Here is a 23861-nt window from a genome sequence, read left to right as displayed (position 1 = left end):
TTGTTTTAAGTGACGTTGTCACAATAATGAATGAGGTTTATCTGATTGTTTCTCATCAGAAACCGATTAGACTTTGGGGTTCATGATGCACTTTGGTGTTCCGGCACCCGACAGAGAGATACTCTCTGTACAGCCAGTGTGTGACCGTTTGGGTGTCTGTTGCCGGGAATGGCTACAGCAAAAAAAGGTTTATGTGCCACGTCCTCTGGATGAGGAGGCGGTGACTGCGTAATGACAGACGTTACACAAAAAGCACGTTATACAGTGATAGAAGCCATTCATTTCCTCTCACGCCTTATTGGCTACTCACCGGCCGCGTGGTTGTTGGGGGCGTTCACCTGTACGTTACCCGCCTATGCCGAGTCCCCACCGGCGCCAGACAAGATTACCCAGCAACCGAGCACGAACGATAGTCTGCCTGAACTGGGCGGCAGCGTGTCGAATGACGCGGAGCGCGAAAAAGAGTGGGCCACCATGGCCAAACAGCTGGGTGAACGTAACCTGAATAACGTTTCGAGCCAACAGGTGCGCACCCGTGCCGAGAGCTATGCGGTAGGCCAGGCCAGTAGCGTACTGCAACAGCAGGCTCAGGAGCTGCTTTCACCCTTGGGTAACGCCAAACTGTCACTGGTGATGTCCGATCAAGGGGATTTTACCGGTAGCAGCGGTCAGTTGTTCAGCCCACTGTATGATGTCAACGGCTTGCTGACTTACAGTCAGATTGGCTTGATGCAGCAAACGGGCGGTTCGCTAGGCAACCTGGGGGTTGGACAACGGTGGGTCGCTGGCGATTGGTTGTTGGGGTATAACACGGTGCTCGACAGTGATTTCGAACGCCATCATAACCGTGCCAGCTTGGGCGCGGAAGCCTGGGGCGATTTCCTGCGTTTCTCTGCAAACTATTACTATCCCTTATCTGCTCTGGCGCAACAGGCGAACAACGCTGAGTTCCTCAGTCGGCCGGCGAGCGGTTATGACATTACTACGCAGGGTTACCTGCCATTTTATCGCCAGATTGGTGGCTCGCTCAGCTATGAGCAGTATTGGGGAGAGAATGTTGACCTGTTTGGCAGTGGTAAAAAGCAAAATGACCCGCGCGCTATGCAGTTGGGGGTAAATTATACTCCGGTACCCTTGGTCACAGTCAAAGCGCTGCACAAAATGGGCGAAGGTGGGGTCAGTCAGGATCAGGTCGAGCTGGCGTTAAGTTATCGACTGGGTGTGCCATTGGTGAAACAGATATCGCCAGAATATGTTGCTCAGGCCAAGTCGTTACGCGGCAGCCGTTATGACAACATTGAACGGAAAAATGTGCCGGTGATGGCGTTCCGTCAGCGTAAAACGTTACAGGTGTTCTTGGCGACGCCACCCTGGCAGTTGAATCCTGGAGAAACGTTACCGTTGGTATTGGAGATCAAAACCACCAACAAGATTACTCACGTCAGTTGGCAGGGGGACACGCAGGCCCTGAGTCTGACGCCGTCGCAAAACAGTAATGATCCGCACGGATGGAGCCTGATTGTACCGCAATGGGATGACTCGCCTGGTGCCAGCAATAGCTACCGTTTATCGGTCACACTGGAGGATGACAAGCACCAGTTGGTGACCTCAAACTGGATCCAACTGCAGGTGACGACACCGTTGACGTTGTCTGCCAGTACCGATGAAGGTCTGCCACCGGCAAAAATACTGCAACCGCTAACTATCCCGGCGGAGACTGGGCCGTTATATGGCACTCACTAGCCGTTCTTTCCCTGCAGCACCCATACTGCGGCCTCAACGCGTGATTTCAGCTTCATTTTTTTCAAGAGGTGTTTAACGTGCACCTTGACGGTGCTTTCGGTGATGGTCAACTTACGGGCAATCATTTTGTTCGGCAGACCTTGAGCAATCAGCTTGAGAATATCGCGCTCGCGCGGGGTGAGCTGCTGGATATCACGCTCGGCGCTGGGGCGGTTCTCACGCAGACTGGCGGCCAGAATGGGCGTCAGGGCTTCGCTGAGTACCATTTGACCGGTTGCTGCCTGATGCAAGGCTTTTAACAGTTCCTCGGGTTCCATGTCTTTCAGCAGATAGCCATCGGCGCCGCGTTTTAGCGCACTGACTACGTCATCCTCATGATTCGATACGCTAAACACAACAATACGTCCGGAGAGCGCGGTCATTCGCAGACGATCCAGCGTTTCCAGGCCGTTGATACCCGGCATGTTGAGATCCAGCAGGATCAGATCCGGATCATGTTCTTCGGCCAGTGTGACGCCTTGTTCGCCATTACCGGCTTCAGCGATCACGTGCAGGCGCGGATCCATGCCGATAAGCTGCTTTACGCCATTGCGCAGCATTGGGTGGTCATCAATCAATAAAATAGTGGCGGCAGTTTCGGTGGTCATGGTTTCTCCCATTAGTCGATGGCGTGGTTGTCCGGCTTGAAAACTACCCGGACTTCAGTGCCGCCGCCGCTGCGGGGTAATATTTCGCAGCGGCCATGCAGGCTTTTGGCGCGATCGCGCATAATTATCAGGCCGTAATGATCAGGGCGGTCGGTATTTTTCGGCAGTCCACGACCGTTATCACTGACACTCAGGGTCACTTCCCCTCGTTGATTGATCACCTGAATGTTTACCTGGCTAGCCTGGGCATGTTTGTGGATATTGCTTAACGCTTCACGGGCAATCTGCAACAGATGGATGGCCTGATACGCAGGCACTGTACGTGGCGTTAATTGATAATCGAGGTTGATGGTGATGCCGAGCCTTTGGCTAAATTCCTGTACCGTCGACTGCAATGCCGCCAGTAGCCCCGGTTCGGTTAACCGCAGACGGAAAGTGGTCAGCAATTCGCGCAGTTGCCGATAGGCAATGTTCAGTTCTTCGCGCATCTGTTGAACCAGCGCCAAATTAGCGGGTGACAGCTCAGCGCCTTGCATTTGCAGACAACTGATTTGCATCTTCAGACACGACAGTGACTGGGCGATGGAGTCATGCAGCTCGCGGGCTATCGCTGCGCGCTCTTCCATCAGCATCAACTGTTGTTGATGATCAACCTGGCGTTCGATAGCCAGCACGCTGGTCAACTGTTCAACCAAGGTGTTTATCAACTGTTGATGATCGTCATTCAGTGGCTGCTGCGACGTATGTTGCGCGACAATGACACCGTAATCTCCCAGCTTGTCGCTCAGGCTCCAGCTTAGCAACGGGAGATCGGCGTGCTGTGGGCCGTCATCACTGAGACAAGCGCTACACACTGGGTTGTTGCAGTATTCCGGTCGAAGCGGCTGGTTGCCGCTCAATTGTACAAATTGTTCCTGGCTGTTGTTTTCGTACAGGCGTACCTGAATGGCGCGCAATGGCGTCAAGGCTTGCAACTTATTGAGTATTGGCGTCAGTCGGCTACACAGCGGCTCATTGGCATGTAACTGGCGGCTGGCACAATACAAAAAACTCAGCACCTGATTTTTTTGCTGCAAATCAGCGGTTTTTTCCGCAACCCGTTGTTCCAGCCCGGTGTACATTGTGGCCAATTCGTCGGACATGGTGTTTAACGCGCCACCGAGCGAGGCCATTTCATCCTGGTGGCCGCGCTGAGCAAAGCGTCGACTAAAATCGCCACGGCCTGCCGACAGTGCCATCGCCACCAACTGGCGCCATGGGTGCAGCAAGCGACGGCGTAGATAGCAAATGGTGCCGACCAAAAGCAGCAATGTCAGCACGATAAACACCGCCTGCACCAGCGTTACTGTCAGTAGCCGGCGTTCGGTGTGATGGTCTATATCAGAAACCAGCGTATCCAGCAGTGAGACGAAATGTGCAACCTGTGCAGCCGCATCGGCAGGTCGACGGGCATCGCGCAGTTGTGGCAACAGTGTTAATTGCCAATAATTGTTCAGTGCCTGGAATTGTTCGGTCAGCTGCTCTTGTTCTACTGAGCGTTGCAAATCAGGGCTGTTTGCATCCTGGTCCAATTCGCGAATCAGCGTTTCGCTGTGGGCATTTAACGGCACTTGTGCCAGCAGGCGATAACTTTGCATACGTAACGAGCCGGCTTTATTGATGGCGTGCGCATTACCTTGAATGCTTTGCGACATCCAGGCGGAAATGCTCATGCCAGCAACACCCAAGATGCCCAGAAGCAGCATCAATATGGCCACCTGGTTAACGATGGAAAGCGGAGCTAACAGGCGTTTCATTAGGTTTTGGATCCCCGACGGCAAAGCAATACAACAGCTGGAAACCTGAGGGCAGAAGCAGGTGACACCAGCGAGTAGAGTAACGATTCAGCATTATTTTTCATTATCCCCGCGCATAACCCCATACCTCTAACGAAGTACCCCCTAGTTTCCAGGCAGGGATGCGAGTACGTCACAGTGGCATCGGGCATTTTTTAATCTTTTGATTTGTCTTGTTTTTGCGGGATATCACACCTTACTCATAAAGGGCTGGTGGGGCTTTTCCGGTCGTTTGCTACCTGCATCCGGGTTGATTTATATCAACTTTGCCGAGGAGAGCGCCGCCTAGGGTGGGCGAAGTTATCACCCTGTGTCTGAGGTTTTTATGTCGCAATCTGCAACGTCATTATCAAAACAAACAGGCGCGGTTATTCAGGACTGGCAGCCTGAGGATGCCGCATTCTGGCAACAGCGCGGTCAACGCGTTGCCAACCGCAACCTGTGGATTTCCATTCCCTGCCTACTGCTGGCCTTCTGTGTTTGGATGCTGTTCAGTGCGGTGGCAGTCAATCTGAACAAAGTCGGTTTCAGTTTCACTACCGATCAGCTGTTTTTACTCACTGCGTTACCTTCTGTGTCTGGCGCTATTCTGCGCGTGCCTTATTCGTTCGTTATCCCCATGTTCGGTGGTCGTCGTTGGACGGCGATCAGCACTTGTTTTCTGTTGGTACCCTGCTTGTGGTTAGGGTTTGCAGTGCAAGACGCCACAACCCCTTATGGCGTGTTTGTCATCATCGCGCTGTTGTGTGGTTTTGCTGGCGCTAACTTTGCTTCCAGCATGGCCAATATCAGCTTCTTTTTCCCTAAAGCACGACAGGGGGGCGCCCTGGGGCTCAATGGTGGTTTGGGCAATTTAGGCGTTAGCGTGATGCAGTTGGTCGCCCCGTTGGTGATTTCCGTCGCCATATTCGGCGTATTTGGCGGCACGGGCCAAACACAGCCGGACGGTAGCCAGCTATGGCTGGAAAATGCGGCCTGGATTTGGGTGCCGTTCTTGTTGATAGGCACATTGGCCGCCTGGTTTGGCATGAACGATCTGGCGGCTTCCAAAGCGTCACTGCGTCAACAGTTACCGGTACTTAAACGCGGTCATCTGTGGGTGTTGAGCCTGTTGTACCTGGCAACCTTTGGTTCATTTATTGGTTTTTCTGCCGGTTTCGCCATGCTCTCTAAAACTCAGTTTCCGGACGTGGTGATACTGCATTACGCTTTCTTCGGTCCTTTCCTTGGTGCTTTGGCTCGCCCTGTAGGTGGGGCGCTGTCCGACCGTTTTGGCGGCATTCGTGTCACGCTGATTAACTTCGTACTGATGGCCGTATTTGCCGCATTGTTGTTCCTGACCTTACCGGGGGCCGGTGATAGCGGTTCGTTTATGGCCTTTTACGGCGTATTTATGTTGCTGTTCCTGACCGCCGGATTGGGCAGCGGCTCCACTTTCCAGATGATTGCTGTGATCTTTCGGAAAATCACTGTCGAACGAGTCAAAGCTAGCGGCGGCAGTGACGAGAGTGCCCAGCGTGAGGCGGTTACCGATTCTGCGGCGGCGCTGGGCTTTATCTCGGCAATTGGCGCGGCTGGCGGCTTCTTCATTCCGCAGGCATTCGGTACTTCGCTAGCGATGACGGGCTCACCAGCTGGGGCAATGAAAGTCTTCCTGGTATTTTATGTACTCTGTGTCGTGATCACCTGGGTAGTCTACGGTCGCAAAAAATAACCTCGCGATCGGGTATAATCTGTTCCTCCTCAAGAGGGGAGGGACAGTTTCTTTATCTTCTTCATGTGATATTTTTACGCCCTGAGTGAAATTTCCCGCCTTTAGGTAATATTCTTATTATCCCGCACTGATTTTCCCTTTGTTTATAGATGCATCTCTCAAGTTCTGTTTTTTTAGCCAATGATGATCTGGAATATCATTGGGAGATATTTTTCATTTCCCTGTCTGAATCCTTACAAAGGAAATGTGCGTAAGATGGGACTTGGCATGACAATGAAGCTCGTGTTTTTTTCATTATTCGAGACTTGTGTCACCAAGTTGACAATATGCCTTTGTATTTGGTGCTATATTTAACTTAATGCCATGTGAAGGATTAAATCAGATAACTCTCATTCTGTTTTCGTAGGCTTTTTGTAGGCTATCTGACAATCAGATTAAGCGGAAAAACAGGTGATACTTTCTGACGGCATTATGAAATTTCACAATTTCATTTAGTTAACAAGTAAACAACATTATTTATTTTTTTCTTTAAAAACAATGCATTATGTTTGTTTTATTGCCGGTTAACATGATAAGAAACCATGTTGCCAACAGGGAAATAGAGACATTCAGACAATTTTATCCTCCGTTTGCGAGGTGAAGTAAAAAATGAAATCAGCAAATTTTTATAAAAATAAATATCTGATGAATGCAACCTGTTGAGTTTACATTTAATTTCTTGAACATTTTTTCATATTTCTATACAAAGTGTGCAGGACAGGCACGCTAAGGAAATTAAAAGTGAATCTTGATAAAAGAATAAAGATTAGGAATCTAGATGTTCTGACACCGTCCAGGGAAAAATTCCGCCTGCGTTGGAAGGAGTATCAAATCCTTTCACTTCTTGTCGCCAGATCCCCCGAATTGGTTACCCGTACAGAAATTATAGAAAATATATGGAAAGGTACTTATTGTTCAGATTCAACGATAAATCAAACAATTAAATCAATTCGTCAAAAAATCGGTGATGCCGAGCATACCCTTATCAGAACTATTCCGCGCTTAGGATATAAGGTAGAAAACAAGGCTGTTTTTCACTTTATTTCTGAAGAGGAAGAATATGTCGACGATGAAATATGGAATATTGGCGATGACACCGATGATAATATTCAAGCGGAAATTTCTGAAAGTAAAAATAAAGATGATGGGATTAGTGTTGAAGAAATAGAACAACATGAGGATGATATCGCGACATCCTCCCCAACTGCGGTACCCGAATCGCTTAAAAATACGGCGATAAGAAAAAAAACGGTCACACCAGCCGGATTTTTCTCCGTTCCCGCCGTCAGAATTGTGAAATATCTGTCGGTGTTCGCGTCTTTACTGGTTATTTCACATTTTTCATACGTTCTGGGGAATCAAACCCGGCCACCTATTATCAATGATATTCAAAACAATACGCGTGTTGTGTTGACGCTGACGCTGAACAACGCGCGGACCAATAGCCCACAAACGTTGCTTTGCTTGTATGAAGGCGAGAGCCTGGAGCTGGCAACCATAGAATGCGTCGATCCCAAACAAGGACGATTGAAGCGACCGGTGAAATATGAAACATCCAGCGTTCAAGGAAGTGGTAAGATTAATCTCATATTGCCGAATAAAACCATGCAATATCAGGTCGCTTACGATGTTAAAAATTAGCGTGTAAGGCGATTTCATCTTTCCCCATAATTTTACATTTTTCCAAGACTATTATTTCATTATTTGTTATTTGAAAGTGAAGGATGATTTGTCCAGTCTGGTTTCCATGATTTAGCGCGAATAAGCGTCCTGCCCCAATACTGTGGCGGGAATAATGGAAAACCGAGCTGAGTGACAAATTATGGATAAGCGTAAAGTAGCTATCATCGGGGGTTCTGGCTTTATCGGAACGCGTCTGGTTAAACGTCTGAGTGCGCGTAACGACCTGGTGTTAACCATTGTGGATAAGAAGCAGAGCGAACAATTTCCTGAGCTCTATCAGTTTGGCGATGTAACTCAACCCGATACATTGCGGCAGCCCTTGGCTGGTTGTGACGCCGTGATTAATCTTGCGGCTGAACATCAGGATAATGTTGATCCTATCTCACTGTATTACCAGGTTAACGTTGATGGCGCGCGTAATGTCTGCATGACGGCTTCCGCGTTAAATATAGCGCAAATTATTTTTACTTCATCCGTGGCGGTCTACGGCTTTGTGACCAAAGAAACCGGCGAGGAAGGGCTTTTTGAACCCTTTAACCATTACGGTAAGTCCAAGCTAGAAGCTGAATATGTCTACGAGGCTTGGCGTAAAGCCGACGCCAATAACAAGTTAACCATTATCCGCCCCACGGTAGTGTTTGGCGAAAATAATCGCGGCAATGTTTATAACTTGTTCCGGCAGATCGCCAGCGGCCGATTTGTGATGATTGGCAGCGGTAATAATATGAAGTCTATGGCCTATGTTGAAAACATTGCGGCCAGGCTGGAGCACGCGCTGGATCAGCAGGCGACATATCAGGTCAGTAATTATGTGGATAAACCTGACTTCACCATGAACCAACTGGTCGATGTTATTTCTTCTTCATTAGGCAGGAATAATAAGACTATTCGCATTCCCTATGTATTTGGAATCTGCGGTGCAACGGCATTAGATATGCTGAGTAAAATAAGTCACCGTAAATTCCCTATTAGCCGTGTTCGTGTACAGAAATTCTGTGCCAGAACGCAATTTAAAAGCAATGTGCAAAGTGATTTCGTGGCGCCAGTTGATCTTGATTCGGCAATCGAAAAAACAATTAAGCACGAGTTTTCCTAGAGATAACTTTCCTACGGGAGAACGTTATTTATTTTTCGCCGCTGACAAGCGGATAAATCTGTATTTAACAGGATTGACTCATGCTGACTTATATCCTGGCACTGTCAATTTTATTTTTGTTAATAGCGCATTGGGAGCTGTAACTCAAGGGCGGTAGCGTGCTTATTCGCTGGAGGAACAATGTTATATCAACTGAGCGTGATATTTATTTTGGCACTGGTGTTGGTGATTATTGCTCGTCGCGCCGCGCTGGTAGTGGGACTAGTGGATAAGCCCAATGCGCGCAAACGCCATCAGGGGCATATTCCGCTGGTTGGCGGAATTGCCATTTATCTCAGCATTACATTGGTAACGTTCTGGCAGCCAGACTGGTTGCCGCACAGTACGACCTATTTGTTGTGCGTCACGGCGTTAGTGATGCTGGGCGTGCTTGATGACCGTTTCGATCTGCCGGTGGCGCCGCGCGTCATTGTGCAGGGAGGGATCGCGCTGGCGATGATGCTGGCGGCAGGGATGCAACTTACTTCTTTCGGTTATCTGTGGGGCCATCAGGAACTGTTGTTGGGTTATGCCGCTTTACTGGTCACGCCGCTGGCGGTATGGGGAGCGATCAACGCCTATAACATGGTTGATGGTATCGACGGCCAACTGGGGGCACTGTCCTGCGTTACCTTTTTGGCATTAGCCATTTTATTTGGTCTGGCAGGGCATGACGAACAGGCATTGTGGTGCCTGAGCTTGATCGCAGCCTTGGCTGCCTACCTGTTGTTCAACCTGAGTGTTTTTGGGGCGCGCAACAAAATTTTCATGGGTGATGCTGGCAGCATGGTCATTGGTTTTAGCGTGTTGTGGCTATTGGTCATCGCCACGCAAGGCCAGGATGCAGTAATCCGGCCGGTGACCGCGCTGTGGTTGATCGCCATTCCTTTGATGGACATGGTCACCGTAATGGTGCGTCGTCTGCTGCGTCGCCAAAGTCCGTTCAAGGCCGGTCGTGATCACTTGCACCATATTTTGATGCGCCGCGGTCTCAATGCGCGGCAGGCTCTGGGTATGAGCTGCATGTTGGCGGTCACGTTGGCCTGCGTCGGCATCTGCAGTGAAGTGCTGAAACTGCCGGATTACCAAATGCTATTGGCATTTATATTTTGTTTCTTCGGTTATTTTGCCCTGTTGCACGAACCGCGCCAGGCAAGGATTTTTACTGATAACCCTACCGCCGATCGTTAATCCTCCCACGGGCCGCAACGGCGGCCCGTTTTTCACGGTACTGTTATGAACCTTCACTTGCCTCATTTGATGCCATTGGTGCTGTCCAGCGCCTTGCTTAGCGGTTGTACAACGTTTCCGGGTTCACACCTCCCGACTCAGGGAAAAGAAAAAGTCATCCAACAGGACGAAAATTTCGACCTGGACAAGCAGGTCCAGGTGTATCGCGTTACGCCGATGTTGCTGGAAAAAATGCGCCGGATAGAACCGGTGGCGCGGCCAAATCTGGCACTGGACCAGCGTCTGCAAAGTTATCAGTACCGTATCGGGGTCGGCGACGTGCTGAACGTCACCGTCTGGGATCATCCCGAGTTGACCACGCCTGCAGGGCAATACCGCAGTGCCAGTGACACTGGCAACTGGGTACATGCCGATGGCGCGATCTTCTATCCCTACATCGGCCGGGTACAGGTCGTCGGTAAAACGGTCTCTGAAGTGCGCAATCAAATCGCCAGCCGGTTGGCGACCTACGTAGAAAGCCCGCAGGTAGATGTCAGCATTGCCGCATTCCGCTCGCAGAAGGTGTATGTGACCGGAGAAGTAAAAACCTCCGGGCAGCAGGCGGTCACCAACGTGCCGCTGACAATTCTTGATGCGATTAATGCGGCAGGTGGGCTGACCGATAACGCCGACTGGCGCAACGTGGTGCTGACACATGACGGCAAAGAGCAACCTATTTCCCTGCAGGCGTTGATGCAACGTGGCGATATCAGCCAGAACCGTTTACTGGCGCCAGGTGACATTCTCTATGTGCCACGCAACGACGAACTGAAAGTGTTTGTGATGGGTGAGGTTGGCAAGCAGTCGACGCTGAAAATGGATCGTAGCGGCATGACGCTGACCGAGGCGCTGGGCAGTTCTGAAGGCATTAGTCAAACGGTGGCCGACGCCACGGGCGTGTTTGTGATCCGTCCGAACGGCGGTAAACAACCTAAGCGGCTAGCGTCGCTGTACCAGTTCGACTTGTCCGACGCCGCTGCGCTGGCGATGGGCACTGAATTCCAATTGGAACCTTATGACGTGGTGTACGTCACGGCGGCGCCGATAGCGCGCTGGAATCGCCTGATCAGCCAATTGGTACCGACTATTTCCAGCTTTAACGACCTCAGCGAGGCCACATTGCGGGTCCGTAACTGGTAAAGCCGCAACGGTGACTTAAGGAATACTGATGATGAAGAATAACGCATTGCCAATTGTAATGGCTGAGCAGGACGACAAATTAGAATGGGAGCGGTTGATTGGCCCGTTGTGGGACAACCGTTGGCGTATTCTGCTGGTCACAGGGGTGGCTGGAATATTCGGTTGTGCCTATGCATTGATGGCGACACCGATCTATCAGGCGACCGCGTTGGTACAGGTGGAAAAGCAGCTTTCAGGCGATTCATTACTGCGTGAAACATTGGACAGTTCAATCGGCTCAATCGGTCAAAACTCGGCAACGCAGGATGAGGTTTCTCTGGCGAAATCGCGCTACGTGATTGGCAAAACTGTGGACGATCTTGGCCTGACGGTGCGTATCAGTCCCGATTACTTCCCGCTGTTCGGTAAGGGCATCGCCCGCCTGAGCGGGGAAACGCCGCCGGTACTGCGTATCGCCGAAATGAAGACACCCGCAACGATGCAGGGGCAGGAACTGACGCTGACGGTAGGTGATAAACAACGATACAGCCTGAGCTATGACGGAAAAAACCTGGTCAATGGTGTCGTAGGACAACCGTTGCAACAGGGGGATTGGGCGCTCAATGTGGCTGCGCTGGACGCGTTGCCGGGCACGACCTTCACGGTCGTTAATGTGCCACGACAAAGAGCGGTGGACGATCTGCGCAACATTCTTGATGTCGCCCCTGGTGGTAAAGAAAGCGGCATCATGACGTTCAGTCTGGCGGGCGAAGATCCCCAGCGTGCAGAGGCGGTGTTGAAAAGTATCACCGACAACTATCTGCAACAGAATGTGGATCGCAAGACTGAAGAAGCCCAACGTATGCTGGCATTCCTGCATGAACAACTGCCACGCACTCAGACCTCGCTCAACAACGCCGAGAATCAGCTTAACCAGTTCCGTCAGCAGAACGATTCAGTGGATCTGTCCCTGGAGGCCAAATCCGTACTGGATACTCAGGTTCAGCTTGAGGGGCAGTTGAATGAGCTGACGTTCAAAGAAGCTGAGATTTCTAAACTTTATACCCGCGTGCATCCGGCATACCGCGCTCTGTTAGAAAAGCGGGCCACGCTGGAAGCAGAAAAGGCTCGTCTCGGTAAACAGGTGCAAACCCTGCCAAAAACCCAACAGGAAATTCTGCGGTTGACCCGAGACGTGCAGGTGGATCAACAGGTATACATGCAGTTGATGAACAAGCAGCAGGAATTGAGCATCAGCAAAGCAGGCACCGTGGGCAACATCCGTATTATCGATGAAGCGGAAACCGGTCTGCGTCCGGTGCAGCCACAAAAAGTGATGATCGTGTTCTTCGCGTTGTTGTTGGGGGGCGTACTGTCGGCGTCGGTGGTGGTATTGCGTGCGGCGCTACATCGTGGCATCAGCGATACGGATACGCTGGAAAAACGCGGGATCAGTGTGTATGCCACGGTGCCGTTGTCACCATGGCAACAAAAGCGTAACCGCGCTCAACAGCAACTGCTGACCAAAAATGGTGGCGACAAGCTGCCGATCCTGGCGCAGGAAGCGCCTGACGATTTATCCGTTGAAGCGATTCGCAGCCTACGGACCAGCCTGCACTTTGCCATGATGGAAGCCAAAAACAACATTCTGATGGTTTCCGGTGCCAGTCCTGCCAGTGGTAAAAGCTTCACCAGCACCAACCTGGCGGTGGTGATCGCGCAGGCAGGTCAGCGGGTGTTGTTAATTGACGCCGATATGCGAAAAGGTTTTCTGCATCGTTGGTTGAACAACAGCGCCAAGGGTGGATTGTCTGACATGCTGTCAGGACTGATTGCGCCAGATCAGGCAGTCAAGAAAACGGACATCACCAATCTGGATTTCGTGCCTCGTGGCCAGGTTCCTCCCAATCCGTCCGAATTGTTGATGCATCAACGCTTTGCTGACTTCCTGCACTGGGCTGGGCAGCACTACGATTTGGTGTTGATCGACACGCCACCCGTACTGGCAGTGACTGATGCTGCGATTGTCGGACATCACGCCGGTACCGCACTGATGGTGGTGCGTTTTGAGGTTAATACCGTCCGGCAAATCGAAACCAGCATCCGACGTTTTGAACAAAATGGGGTAACCATCAAAGGGGTGATCCTAAACGGCATGGTGAAGAAAACGGCTAACGACGCCGGTTACTATACCTTTGCGTACCCTAGCCATCAGGAAAAGGTCCAGTAGCCGCATGAAAGCGATGCTGATGAATTCCCTGTGGTTGATGTTGGAACGGGTATCGCTAAGCCTGTCAGGCATTTTCGTTTCGGTATATGTGGCGCGCTATCTGGGGCCGGCGCAATACGGGCTGATCAACTACTTGCTGTCAGTGATTGCGATTGCCGTGCCGCTGGTGCAATTGGGGGCCGATGCGGTGTTGTTCAACCGTGTTGCACGGCAGCGGCACAGCGGTATTCGTCTGATGCTGGCCTCCATGCGATTGCGGCGTCGGCTTTTTGCGCTGATCGCCGTGCCATTGATGGCTTGGGCCCTGCTGACGCAGGACCGGACCAGCCAGATTATGATGGCGCTGATGCTCGCCAGTGCTTATTTCTCCATTCAGGACGTTTACAAGATTTATTACGATGCCCTGCTGAAATCGAAGCTGAACACGCTGATCAATAACCTGGCGCTGTTGTTGTCGATCATTTTGCGATTGGCGTTAGTGCATGCCCAGCTATCGCTGGAGTGGTTTGCCATTCCCTATGTGCTGAGCAGCCTGATTCCCTATGCAGTTCGTTGGGTACTGTTTCGCCGTGAACAAGGCGGCATGAGGCCGATCAGTCGACGTCACCAACGGCGTTACGGCCGTTACTTGTTGAAAGTAGGGTTGCCGCTGGCCGTTTCAGGTTTGTCGATTGTCATTTACACACGTATCGATCAGATCATGATTGGCAACTATTTGGGCGAGCACAGTGTCGGGCTATACAGCGCAGCCATCACCTTGAGCCAGGGATGGATCTTTGTGCCGATAGCATTGATCACCTCGATGATGCCAGGGGTGGCCAATGCGCGCACATTGGCCGAGCAGGAAGGGCGCATTCGGTTGTTGTATCTGGTGGTGTTGTTACTTTCGATGCCGGTGATTGTGTTGTTATCACTGTTTCCAGGCCCGGTCGTGGCCTTGATGTTTGGCAACAGTTACCGCGAAACCGCCACTATTTTGGCACTGTGTTCGGTGACGTCGCTATTTTCGGTGATGGGTACCGTGTCCTATCGGGCCATTGTGCTGTTTGGGGGATATCGCTTTATCGCAATAAAAATGCCGTTGGCCGCATTGACCAATGTGCTGATGAATCTGGTGTTGATACCGCGTTACGGTATTTGGGGTGCTGCGGTTTCAACCTTGATCACCGAGTTTGTTTCATTTTTTGTACTTAATGGCTTTTTCAGGAGAGGACAAATTACCCGGCTGCAGGTCACCTGCTACCGTTGTTTACCTCAATTAATAGGGAAGGTGCGAGAACTTTATGCTAAATAATCTGGTGAAGGGTTTTTACCGCAATATACCCGACGCATTATATCATCAGTTAAAATATGCTTTGTTTTTTCGTAAAGTGCCACATCTGGCTAAGCCAGTGGGATATAGCGAAAAACTGATGCGTAGAAAGGTATATCCTTTGGCGATGTATACTCAATTATCCGATAAGTATCTGGTGAGAGAGTATATTGAAAAGTTGTGGGGGGCAGAGTACCTGATTGAACTTTATGCACATGGGAGTGAATTAACTGAAGCGATGTATCAGGCATTGCCGGAGTCGTTTGTCATTAAGGCGAACCACGGCAGTGGCTATAACAAGCTGGTGTTCGATAAAAGCCAGACCAGCTTTAATGAATTAAGGGTGTTAACAAACAGTTGGCTGCGACAGAACTTTTATCAGGTATACCGTGAACGTCACTATAAGGATATTACGCCCTGCGTCATGGTCGAGAAAATGCTGCTTGAAGACGGCAAAACGCCTAATGACATAAAGATCCACTGTTTTAACCGTGGTGGGGAGGTTCGGTTTTTCATCCAGATTGATTATCTGCGTTTTATCGATCACCGCCGGGATTTCTTTGACGCCAACTGGAACCGTACCGAGATCCGCCTGGGCGTTCCCAATAGCGACGTGCCTATGGATAAGCCCTGTAAGCTGGAAAAAATGTTGGCACTGGCAACGCAGGTTGCAGAGCAGTTCTCTTATGTTCGGGTCGATTTTTATCAAGTGGAGGAGCGAATTTATTTTGGTGAACTGACGTTTACCCCAGGAGCCGGTTTGCAAAGATTGACGCCGGAAACTATTGAACAGGAGTGGGGAGGTTATTTCCAGGATTAGCTGAATAACCGGTAGGCTGCGTGCATTTTACCCGCGTCAGCATGGGGGATAATAACCGGACAAGGATATGCTGGGATAACAAACTATTCCGTTGGCATCATTATTTTTTTTGCCAAATGAAAATATATTGTTGAGGTAATAAATGGACTTATCAATTGTCATGCCCGTTTTTAATAACTCAGCCAGTCTGGCCGTAACATTAGCCCGCATGACCAATGCTTGCTCCGGGTTCGATTATGAAATTATCGTGGTCGATAATGCTTCAGATAAACCAGAGCTGGAAAAAATGCGCAGCCTGCTGGTCGCTAATCGCCGGGCACGTCTGCATGAAAATAAAACACGGAGTAATACGGCCGTTTCCTGTAATACCGGTTTCCGATTGGCGAGTGCAGACGTGGTTTTCTTTCTGGAGCCGGAGGATTCATTCAGTACCAATTATATTATTCGCCGTCTGAAACGCCATCAGGATACGCGGATAGACATTATTTTTGGCAACTACACCACGGTGAGTGACAGGAATACCCGCAGTTATATGTTTGATTACAAGGAGGGTGCAACGGGCGCGGATTTTTTATTCCTGGATATGGGGGACATTCGGACCTCCACCATCAGCCTGCGTAAAAAAACTGACCGGCGATTTTTATTTCCGGAGTTTCTCTACAAATACCAGGATTGGGGGTTTTTGGTCAATGCCACCAACCTGGGAGCGAAGGTGGCATTTGACGAAGGGCGCGGGGTATTTATCCGCTGCGGTGATGCCGACACCGATCGCTGCCGGATGAGCATCGACGCCAGTGAACAATTTATTGACGCTTACCTGAACGCCAGCGGGCGCTATATCAGCGGTTTTGCCTGCAAACATCTGCTGGCTTCGCTGTACAGCGAGAATCTGCAGGCTTTCAACTATTACTCATCACGCACAGAACACCATGCCCTTAGCAGCAAGTTTAAGGCCATTAAATTGTACGGAGACTGTCTGGCCAGATTGGGGCTGTTTCCGTTAGGGGGACGTCTGTTGCGTACCGCCCGCGAGGGGTTTCGGAGATGACATGCAGCAACGAAAAGTAGCGATTGTGATTGAAAACATCGCCGAGAAAGGCGGTACCGAACGGGTAGCCAGCAGTCTGGCTAATGCATTGTCCGCGCGTTTGGGTCATCAGGTGGATCTGGTGTCGATCAGCGGTGATCGGGCGTTTTATCCGTTAGAAACCGACGTCACTTTGCGTTTTATGCCCGGCAGAACGTTGTTCTGGCCCTGGCGACTGGCGTGGTCGCTGCGGCGGGGCCGTTATGACGTCATTGTCACGGTATCGATGGGGAAACTTTCGTCAATCATGGTGCCATATCTGCGCTTGCTGTGCCCACACAGCCGTCTGCTGCTGAGTGAACACGTCAGTTTTCATCAGTACGCCTGGCCGATGAAGTGGTTGAAAGTGCTGGTTTACCGGCTGGGTGACCGCACGGTACTGCTGACGAAGAAAGATCTGTCCATCATCAGTCGTTGGGTACCTGAACGCAAATGCCGGGTAATCGAGAACGTTTCACCGTTCCCGGTGCAGCCGCCGCAGCCGGCCCTACAACAACCAGTGGCGTTGGCGGTGGGGCGACTGTGTTATCAGAAAGGGTTTGACCGGTTAATCGCGGCCTGGCAGCGCGTGGCGCAGCAGGCTGTGGGCTGGCAATTGCATATCGTCGGTGATGGGCCGGATCGTGAGGCGTTACAGCAGCAAATTGAGGCTGCCGGTCTTGCCGAACAGATCACACTGCTACCGGCGACGGCCGATATCGCCAGCCACTATCGCCAAGCCTCAATGCTGTTGATGACATCACGTTATGAAGGTTTACCGATGGTGCTGATTGAAGCGATGAGCTTTGGCCTGCCGCTGGTGGCGTTTGACTGCCAGACAGGGCCCGCCGAACTGATCGACGATGGCGATAACGGCTATCTGGTGGCCGAAGGCGATCTCGAGGCGTTCAGCCAACGCACGCTGGCGTTGATTGATGACGGTGAACTGCGCCAGCGCTTCTCCCTGCATTCGCTGGCGCGGGCGCAGCAGTTTATCCCCGAGCGTATTTATCCCCAATGGCAACAGCTTATCGCTGGAGGTTAAGATGGAAAAAGTGTCAGTTATCATGCCAGCCTACAATGCCGCTGGTTTTATCAAGCAATCCATTCTGGGTGTATTGAACCAGACGTATCAGGATTATCACCTGTATGTGATCGACGATGCTTCCACGGACAATACCGCCGATGTGGTGAAGCCCTTTATTCACGATCGTCTGACTTACATTCGCAATAACACCAACCAAGGCGTAGCCGAAACCCGCAATATCGCGATTGAAGCCGCGCGCGGTGATTATATTGCGTTTTGCGATAGCGATGATGTCTGGCACCCCAACAAGCTGGCGCGCCAGGTCGGTATCTTAAAAACCGATCGTTACGACGTCGTGTGCTCCCATTATTACACCTTCGTAGATGACCCTGACCGGGTGAAGAACTACCGGGGCGCGGGGGAAATCATCGCCTACAACGACATGCTGAAAAGTAACTGGATCGGCAACCTGACCGGTATGTACAACCAACGCCAGGTTGGCAAGGTATATCAGAGCAAGGTCGGTCATGAGGACTACGTGATGTGGCTCTCGGTGCTGGAAAAAGCACGTAACCATCTGGCGTATTGTATTCCCGAGCCGCTGGCCTTTTACCGCCTTTCCGCCCAGTCGTTGTCCGGCAATAAGATTCAGGCTGCAGATTGGCAATGGCAGATTTACCGCCGTCATCTGGGGTTGTCCTATCAGAAGTCGTGCTATCTGTTCTTCTCTTATTTGTACAGCGCGGTGATGAAAAGACAATGAACCTCAGCAAGCTATCTTCGGCCTGCCTGTTGGCGGGCGCTGGGTGGACAGGACTGGTTAATGCCGCCCCTTGTGGCGGCAATCTGTTAACGAACCCCGGCTTTGAACAAGGGGGGGCAGGTTGGTCGTTGGCTTCCGCAGAAGTGGTGCCCGGCGGGCACGACGGTCAGAGCAGCCTGTTCTATCAAAATCACAATCCTGCCAATTACCACAATATGGTGCAGACACTGGCGGTCAAACCGGGCCAGCAAGTGGCTTTTGGTGTCTGGGTTCGTGGTGAGAACCTGAAGGGTAAGGGAGAAAATCAGGGCGCGAGCGTGTTTATCGAAAGCTATGACGACCAAAGTCGTTTTTTGGCCGGTAGCTATCCACAGGGTGTCCTGGGCACCAGCGGTTGGCAGCCGGTCTCGGGCGATTTTCGGGTGCCACCACGGGCGGTGAAGGTGGTTCTCGGGGTGTATCTGCGCCAAGGCACTACCGGTAATGCCTGGTTTGATGATGTTTACGCTTGCCAGCAACCCGTCGCGCCTGAGTTATATCAAATGCGGAGCAGCAAGGGGTCGGCATCCAGCCTGATTGAAGTGGTGGATCCACAACAGGTCCAGGTCGACAGTACACTGGTGAACGACAAAAATACCCCGGTGAAAAGTGACAGCCGCCGCTATGCCATCAGTGGCAAGCAGCAAGTGGAATTTCCGCTGCCGGCGGGACTGGCTGCCGGGGAATATCGCCTGCAACAACAGGTGACGGATGTGGCTTCGCAGCGAAGCCAGCGCAGTGAGATGCCCATCAGCGTGGGGCGGGCTCAGCCCAAAGTGGCGTTGGATGCACAAGGCTATACCCTCAAACAGGGTAAACGTTTCTTCCCACTCGGCATCTATATGTATGGCGAGATGGCAACGGATGAACATCTGACACGCATCCGTGACGCCGGTTTTAACACACTGCTTAATTACAACTACGGTACCGGTCGCGATCCTTACAATTATTTCCGCAAAACGCAGCAGTATGGTTTGCAGGTGATTTTCTCACTCAAGGATATGTACGCCGGTACCCGTTTTGCTCCGGAAACCCACATGAGCTACCCGCAGCTGACGGCAAGCTATGTGGAAAAATTCAAAAATGAACCCAACCTGCTGGCCTGGTACATCAACGATGAGTTGGGGCCAGAATACGTGCCGCAGATTGAGCAAAAACACCTGCAGGTGAAACAGTTGGATCCCGATCACCTGACGTTCCAGGTGCTGGACAAGACCGGCACCCTCAACGCCTACTTCAACAGTTCGGACGTGTTGGCCAGTGATCCTTACCCGGTTGGCAGAGATGCCGATCTGACGCGCACACTTGAATACACCCGCATAACCAGTCAGGTTGCGCGGCAGGTGAAAGGGGCCTGGCTGGTGATGCAGATTATGGATCACGCTGCGTACGCGCCCAACCGCAAACCACGCCAACCAACGGAGGCGGAGATCCGCAACCAGGCTTGGTTAGGGTTGATTGGTGGTGCCCAGGGCATCCTGTTCTATTCCTATACCGATTTATTCTACAAACGCCAACGTGGTGGCTTTAGCCAACAGGAGTTCGATGCCATCTGGCAAGGCGTCGCCAGCGTGAGTAAACAGATTGTCAGTTTTAACCCCTATCTGCTCTCGGGCGAAAGCACGCTGTTACAAGGCAACAATACCGCCATTCCTGCCCGTTTGTTTATCAATGGTGAACGCGGCTTGGTGCTGATAGCCAACCCTTATTACCGGCCAATGTCGGCACGTTTTGATTTACCTACAGGCTGGCAGGTTGAAGGGCGTGGGCAGATCGACGCTGAATTGCCGTCAATGGGCAGCCGCGCAGTCTGGGTGCAACGTCAAACAGAAAATAAAGGATAACCTGTCATGAATACCACCCTGAGCCTGATTATTCCGGTCTATAAGGTTGAGGCTTATATTGAGGCATGCCTGTGCTCGGTGCTGCAACAACTGCCTGATTGGGCAGAGGTGATCATCGTGGATGATGGGAGTCCTGATGGGTCCATGAGCATCGCCGAAGAGGTGCTGTGTCGCTACCCGCAACATAAGCGACGGGTGAGCATTTTACGCCAGGACAACCAAGGGTTGAGCGAAGCGCGTAACAGCGGTATCGCCTTGGCTGAAGGACGTTATGTCGGTTTCCTGGATTCCGATGATGTTTTGCTGGAAGGGTACTTCAGTATTCTGGGGCGTTTGCTGGCAGATAATCCGCTGTCGGACATTGTGGCGTTCAATGCTCAGCGCTTCTCGGCGATCCGTAATGGGAAGATCCAACCTGACTGCACGTTGGCCATTGTGCCAGGCAATGCCGCCCCACAGCAGAGTGAAAGCCATAGGGCTCTGTTGGCGGACAGCTTCAACCGCAGCATGTGGTTCGCCTGGGCGCGTATTTACCGCAAAACTCTCTTCAATGAAGCACGTTTTCCGTCGGGACGAAACTTTGAAGACATTCAGTTAATCCCGCAGCTGTATCTGAAAGCGGAGCGCATTGTGGTTTGTGACACACCGTTGATAGGGTATCGCGCCAACCCGAATGGCATTACGCGCGCCCCCAAAAGACGCGATCTGGACGATCTGGATTATGCGATCGACGGTGCCGACAGCGGACGCCGGCAAGGGGTAGGTAACGGACTTTATTCGATTCTTTTCGTCACCACGCTGAAGGCGCGTTTGCTGGTGGGGCTGGACTTTTTCGGGGTGCGTGACGCACTGCGCGAAACCCGCGAGCTGAAACGCCGTTACTCGAGTCTGCGTGCTGAAGAGCGCAAAATGCTCAGCCGCAAAAACCGGCTGTTCTACCACAGTCCGCTGGCTTACTACCTGATGGCCCGGCTGTATAACCTGCGCGGATAGCGGCGCCATGTTCGTTCATTTCTCCATCGCGTAGGGGTGCTGCATGCTGCGCCCATGTCAACCGGGGCGAATTTATTCGCCCCCTACAGGCAGAATCAAACTATGAGTATCACCGTTAGCGTCATAATACCCACCTATGGCCGCAGTGAGCTGCTGGCTCGCGCTATTGACAGTGTATTGGCGCAAACCCACAGCCCATTGGAAATCATCGTGGTGGATGATAATCCACAGGGCGATGCCCATCGCCTCGCAACTCAGGAACGTCTGGCCGAATATATCGAACGGGGGCAGGTTATCTATTATCCGCGTCGGCACAACGGCGGGGGCGCTCAGGCACGTAATAGTGGGATCCTGCGTTCACGCGGGGAATACATTACGTTTTTGGATGATGACGACTACTACCATCCACAAAAAATCGCCCGCCAGTTAGCGTTTATGCAGCAGGGTAATTACGACGTTAGCCTGTGCGACATGGATATTCTGAAAGAGGGGAAAATCAGCGCCGAGCATTACTATCGGGCGCGTTGCGAAGGCCTGGAAGACTTTATGTTGGCTGGAGTGGCTTACACGCCGATGATCATGATGCGGCGCAGTACAGCGATCGCGGTACGTGGTTTTTTCAACACCCCACGCTACCAGGACCATATCTTCCTTTACCGGCTACTGGCTGCCGGGGCTCACATTGGCACTCTGCATGAACGGCTGGCGGTGCACAACGACCACGATGGTGAACGGATCACCTCCAGCCCGAAAGGCATTATCGGTTATCGCAATAAAATGCAGTTCGAACAGCGGCTGATGCCGCACATATCGCCTCGCGCACGCAAGATCATTCGCCTGCGTCATACCTGCATTAACTCGCGCATCATTACTGACTGCAAGAGCCGTCTGGCGGGGGTGCTGTATGGGCTAAAGGGCATCATCTACATCAACAGTGGCCTGATGGCCGGTGTGTATATGAAGAATATCATCCGTAATGTGTTTTTCCGTGGCGTGCCGTTCTGATGCGTTACCCCAAAAGATAAAAGAACAACGCCCCTCCAGAGGAAGATTATGCGCTTTGAACGTTCGACGTTGATTGGTAGCGTGCTGTTGCTGACGGTTCCGCTTTTTGCTTTGCTGCACAGCATCGCCACGCTGCGGGTGGGAAAGAAAAATTCGGCGGCTTATCTGCTGATTGCGCTGTGTTTTTTCTTCTTCTTTATCAAGATCCCGCCCTTGGCGGATCTCTACCGTCACTTCGCCAACTATGATGCGATTAACTCGTCCACCAGCCTGGGTGATGTCATTCAGGGTAAGGTGGACGTAGTGCTGTACGCCAACTTTTATATTTTCAAAACGTTGGGTATCCCTTTTTACATCATTCCAGGGTTATACGTTGGCCTGTCGGTTTACTGTTATCTTGCCGCGCTCAATATTGTCATGTTGCACTCCGGCAAGGCATTTTCGCCGCGGCAATTTGTATTGCTGCATCTGGCCGTGCTGTTTTTGATCAACCCGTTTATCATCGGCATGGGGCTGCGCTTTGGCTTCTCGATGGCTGTGATGACGCTGGCGATGGTGCTGTTTTGCCATAAACAGAATCGACCACTTGCCGCTGGCCTGATGTTGTTTGCCATGCTGACTCATTTTTCCAGCATGTTACTGGTCGGGGTGTTTCTATGCAGCCGGGTAATGCGGCTAAATCGCCTGCTGACGGTCGTGTTTAGCGCCATCGCGTTACTGACCGCGAAGTTCGCACTGCCGTTTATCGTTTCCCATATTACGATTTCCGGCATCAACAGCTATTCCGATGTGTATACCTCCGGAATGTATGCCAGCGACTACCTGACGTCTGGCAACGCTAACGGGATGATTAATTTCTTGATTGTGTTATTCCCGGCGCTGTTTCTTGGCGTATTCATGTTGTCCCATCCGATGCACAATCAGGCTGGGGACATCAAAAACACTGCGGCATGGCTGGTGGTGTTTGTTTTCCTGTGTTCCAGTTCGCTACAGGCAGCCAGCCGCTATGCCAGTGTGGCATCGATATTCCTGCTGTTTTACTACATTGCTCATCAGGGGTCGTTCATTCGCGGCAGGTTTAACTACTTCTTTCTGTGCTTCATGTTGATGGCGACGGGTTATAACCTGATCGAGAACATCTATGTCCCGCGTCGTCCGATTATGCTGGGGCAAATGTGGCAGTCATTCTATAAAACGCCGTTGTTGAACCTGTTCTACGGTGAACAGGAGTATGAGCAGTATCTACGTGTGATTAACCGCGATAGCGGTGAATGGATAGGGCACGAGATGGATCTTGGGTAGCATGCCTTTTCTACCTAGAACAGCAACCTTACAGCCAGGGATGCGGACGCCGATCCGCATCCTACCCCCAAATACCCCAACGCACTTCGCAGAACATCCCGCCGAATATCTAAATCATAATTTTCATTCTATTTTCAATGGATTAACGCCTTTTTCTGTCCTGATACTTTAGGGGTAGTCACGCCGCTGTCGCCGTTATTCCCCCTCCGTTCTCTTGATCGCAATCAATTTGCAGGCTGAGCCGCATTAGTAGGCTGGCGGCAGATTGAGCAACGTCGTTCCTTATAACGATAAGATTATAAAAGCCTTCAGGAG

Annotated in this window: 18 protein-coding genes; 16 read left to right on the top strand and 2 right to left on the bottom strand. The window is 51.4% G+C overall.

All coding sequences use genetic code 11. The features are described from left to right. The first annotated feature begins 231 nt into the window (after positions 1-231). A complete protein-coding gene (locus tag SGBXF1_RS14600) occupies positions 232-1743 on the top strand; it encodes a YchO/YchP family invasin (RefSeq protein WP_186427056.1) in 1512 nt (503 codons plus the stop codon). Here SGBXF1_RS14600 and narL read toward each other — a convergent pair. Both narL and narX read right to left on the bottom strand, forming a co-directional pair. Next, positions 1740-2390 (bottom strand): two-component system response regulator NarL, encoded by a 651-nt coding sequence (gene narL, locus SGBXF1_RS14595; protein ID WP_037419136.1) that lies wholly within the window; start codon positions 2388-2390, stop codon positions 1740-1742. The two genes, SGBXF1_RS14600 and narL, sit on opposite strands and share 4 nt — an antisense overlap. Positions 2391-2401: 11 nt before the next feature. After that, on the bottom strand, positions 2402-4186 hold the full coding sequence (gene narX, locus SGBXF1_RS14590; protein ID WP_186427055.1) for a nitrate/nitrite two-component system sensor histidine kinase NarX: 1785 nt from the start codon (positions 4184-4186) through the stop codon (positions 2402-2404). A 364-nt stretch (positions 4187-4550) separates the two neighbouring features. Here narX and SGBXF1_RS14585 point away from each other — a divergent pair, with 364 nt between their 5' ends. From SGBXF1_RS14585 to SGBXF1_RS14515, 15 genes are all read left to right on the top strand, one after another. Further along, a complete protein-coding gene (locus tag SGBXF1_RS14585; RefSeq protein WP_061806509.1) occupies positions 4551-5939 on the top strand; it encodes a NarK family nitrate/nitrite MFS transporter in 1389 nt (462 codons plus the stop codon). Positions 5940-6719: 780 nt separating this feature from the next. Next, the gene (locus SGBXF1_RS14580) at positions 6720-7619 is read left to right on the top strand and encodes a winged helix-turn-helix domain-containing protein (RefSeq protein ID WP_186427054.1); all 900 of its coding nucleotides are present in this window, start codon (positions 6720-6722) and stop codon (positions 7617-7619) included. Positions 7620-7800: 181 nt separating this feature from the next. Next, entirely contained in the window at positions 7801-8757 is a 957-nt protein-coding gene (locus SGBXF1_RS14575; protein ID WP_130381109.1) for an NAD-dependent epimerase/dehydratase family protein, read from the top strand. A gap of 180 nt (positions 8758-8937) precedes the next feature. Continuing rightward, a complete protein-coding gene (gene wecA / locus SGBXF1_RS14570) occupies positions 8938-9987 on the top strand; it encodes a UDP-N-acetylglucosamine--undecaprenyl-phosphate N-acetylglucosaminephosphotransferase (RefSeq protein WP_037419150.1) in 1050 nt (349 codons plus the stop codon). Between the two features lie 45 nt (positions 9988-10032). Next, the gene (locus SGBXF1_RS14565; RefSeq protein WP_130381107.1) at positions 10033-11166 is read left to right on the top strand and encodes a polysaccharide export protein; all 1134 of its coding nucleotides are present in this window, start codon (positions 10033-10035) and stop codon (positions 11164-11166) included. 28 nt (positions 11167-11194) lie between these two features. Next, the gene (locus tag SGBXF1_RS14560; protein ID WP_186427053.1) at positions 11195-13375 is read left to right on the top strand and encodes a polysaccharide biosynthesis tyrosine autokinase; all 2181 of its coding nucleotides are present in this window, start codon (positions 11195-11197) and stop codon (positions 13373-13375) included. Positions 13376-13379: 4 nt separating this feature from the next. Further along, complete coding sequence (locus SGBXF1_RS14555) at positions 13380-14669, top strand: flippase (protein ID WP_130381103.1); 1290 nt, start codon at positions 13380-13382, stop codon at positions 14667-14669. Further along, positions 14659-15507 carry an ATP-grasp fold amidoligase family protein gene (locus tag SGBXF1_RS14550; RefSeq protein WP_037419162.1) on the top strand — a complete coding sequence of 283 codons (849 nt, stop codon included), beginning with the start codon at positions 14659-14661 and terminating at the stop codon, positions 15505-15507. Before SGBXF1_RS14555 ends, SGBXF1_RS14550 begins: the two co-directional genes overlap by 11 nt. A 142-nt stretch (positions 15508-15649) precedes the next feature. Then, complete coding sequence (locus tag SGBXF1_RS14545; protein WP_037419164.1) at positions 15650-16555, top strand: glycosyltransferase family 2 protein; 906 nt, start codon at positions 15650-15652, stop codon at positions 16553-16555. 1 nt (position 16556) lies between these two features. Continuing rightward, positions 16557-17618 (top strand): glycosyltransferase family 4 protein, encoded by a 1062-nt coding sequence (locus SGBXF1_RS14540; protein WP_186427052.1) that lies wholly within the window; start codon positions 16557-16559, stop codon positions 17616-17618. Position 17619: 1 nt separating this feature from the next. After that, complete coding sequence (locus SGBXF1_RS14535) at positions 17620-18363, top strand: glycosyltransferase family 2 protein (protein WP_037419170.1); 744 nt, start codon at positions 17620-17622, stop codon at positions 18361-18363. Then, the gene (locus SGBXF1_RS14530) at positions 18360-20246 is read left to right on the top strand and encodes a carbohydrate binding domain-containing protein (protein ID WP_186427051.1); all 1887 of its coding nucleotides are present in this window, start codon (positions 18360-18362) and stop codon (positions 20244-20246) included. The genes SGBXF1_RS14535 and SGBXF1_RS14530 overlap by 4 nt, the downstream gene beginning before the upstream one ends. A 6-nt stretch (positions 20247-20252) precedes the next feature. Continuing rightward, positions 20253-21239, top strand: coding sequence for a glycosyltransferase family 2 protein (locus tag SGBXF1_RS14525; protein WP_037419176.1), 987 nt, complete (start codon positions 20253-20255; stop codon positions 21237-21239). A gap of 102 nt (positions 21240-21341) precedes the next feature. Then, a complete protein-coding gene (locus SGBXF1_RS14520) occupies positions 21342-22244 on the top strand; it encodes a glycosyltransferase family 2 protein (protein WP_186427050.1) in 903 nt (300 codons plus the stop codon). Between the two features lie 48 nt (positions 22245-22292). Next, positions 22293-23546, top strand: coding sequence for a hypothetical protein (locus tag SGBXF1_RS14515; RefSeq protein WP_037419182.1), 1254 nt, complete (start codon positions 22293-22295; stop codon positions 23544-23546). Positions 23547-23861: the final 315 nt, after the last annotated feature.

Source organism: Serratia grimesii (assembly GCF_900186025.1).
Lineage (GTDB): Bacteria > Pseudomonadota > Gammaproteobacteria > Enterobacterales > Enterobacteriaceae > Serratia > Serratia grimesii.
Note: the sequence above shows the minus strand (reverse complement) of the source record. Positions and strands in the feature narration are given on the sequence as shown.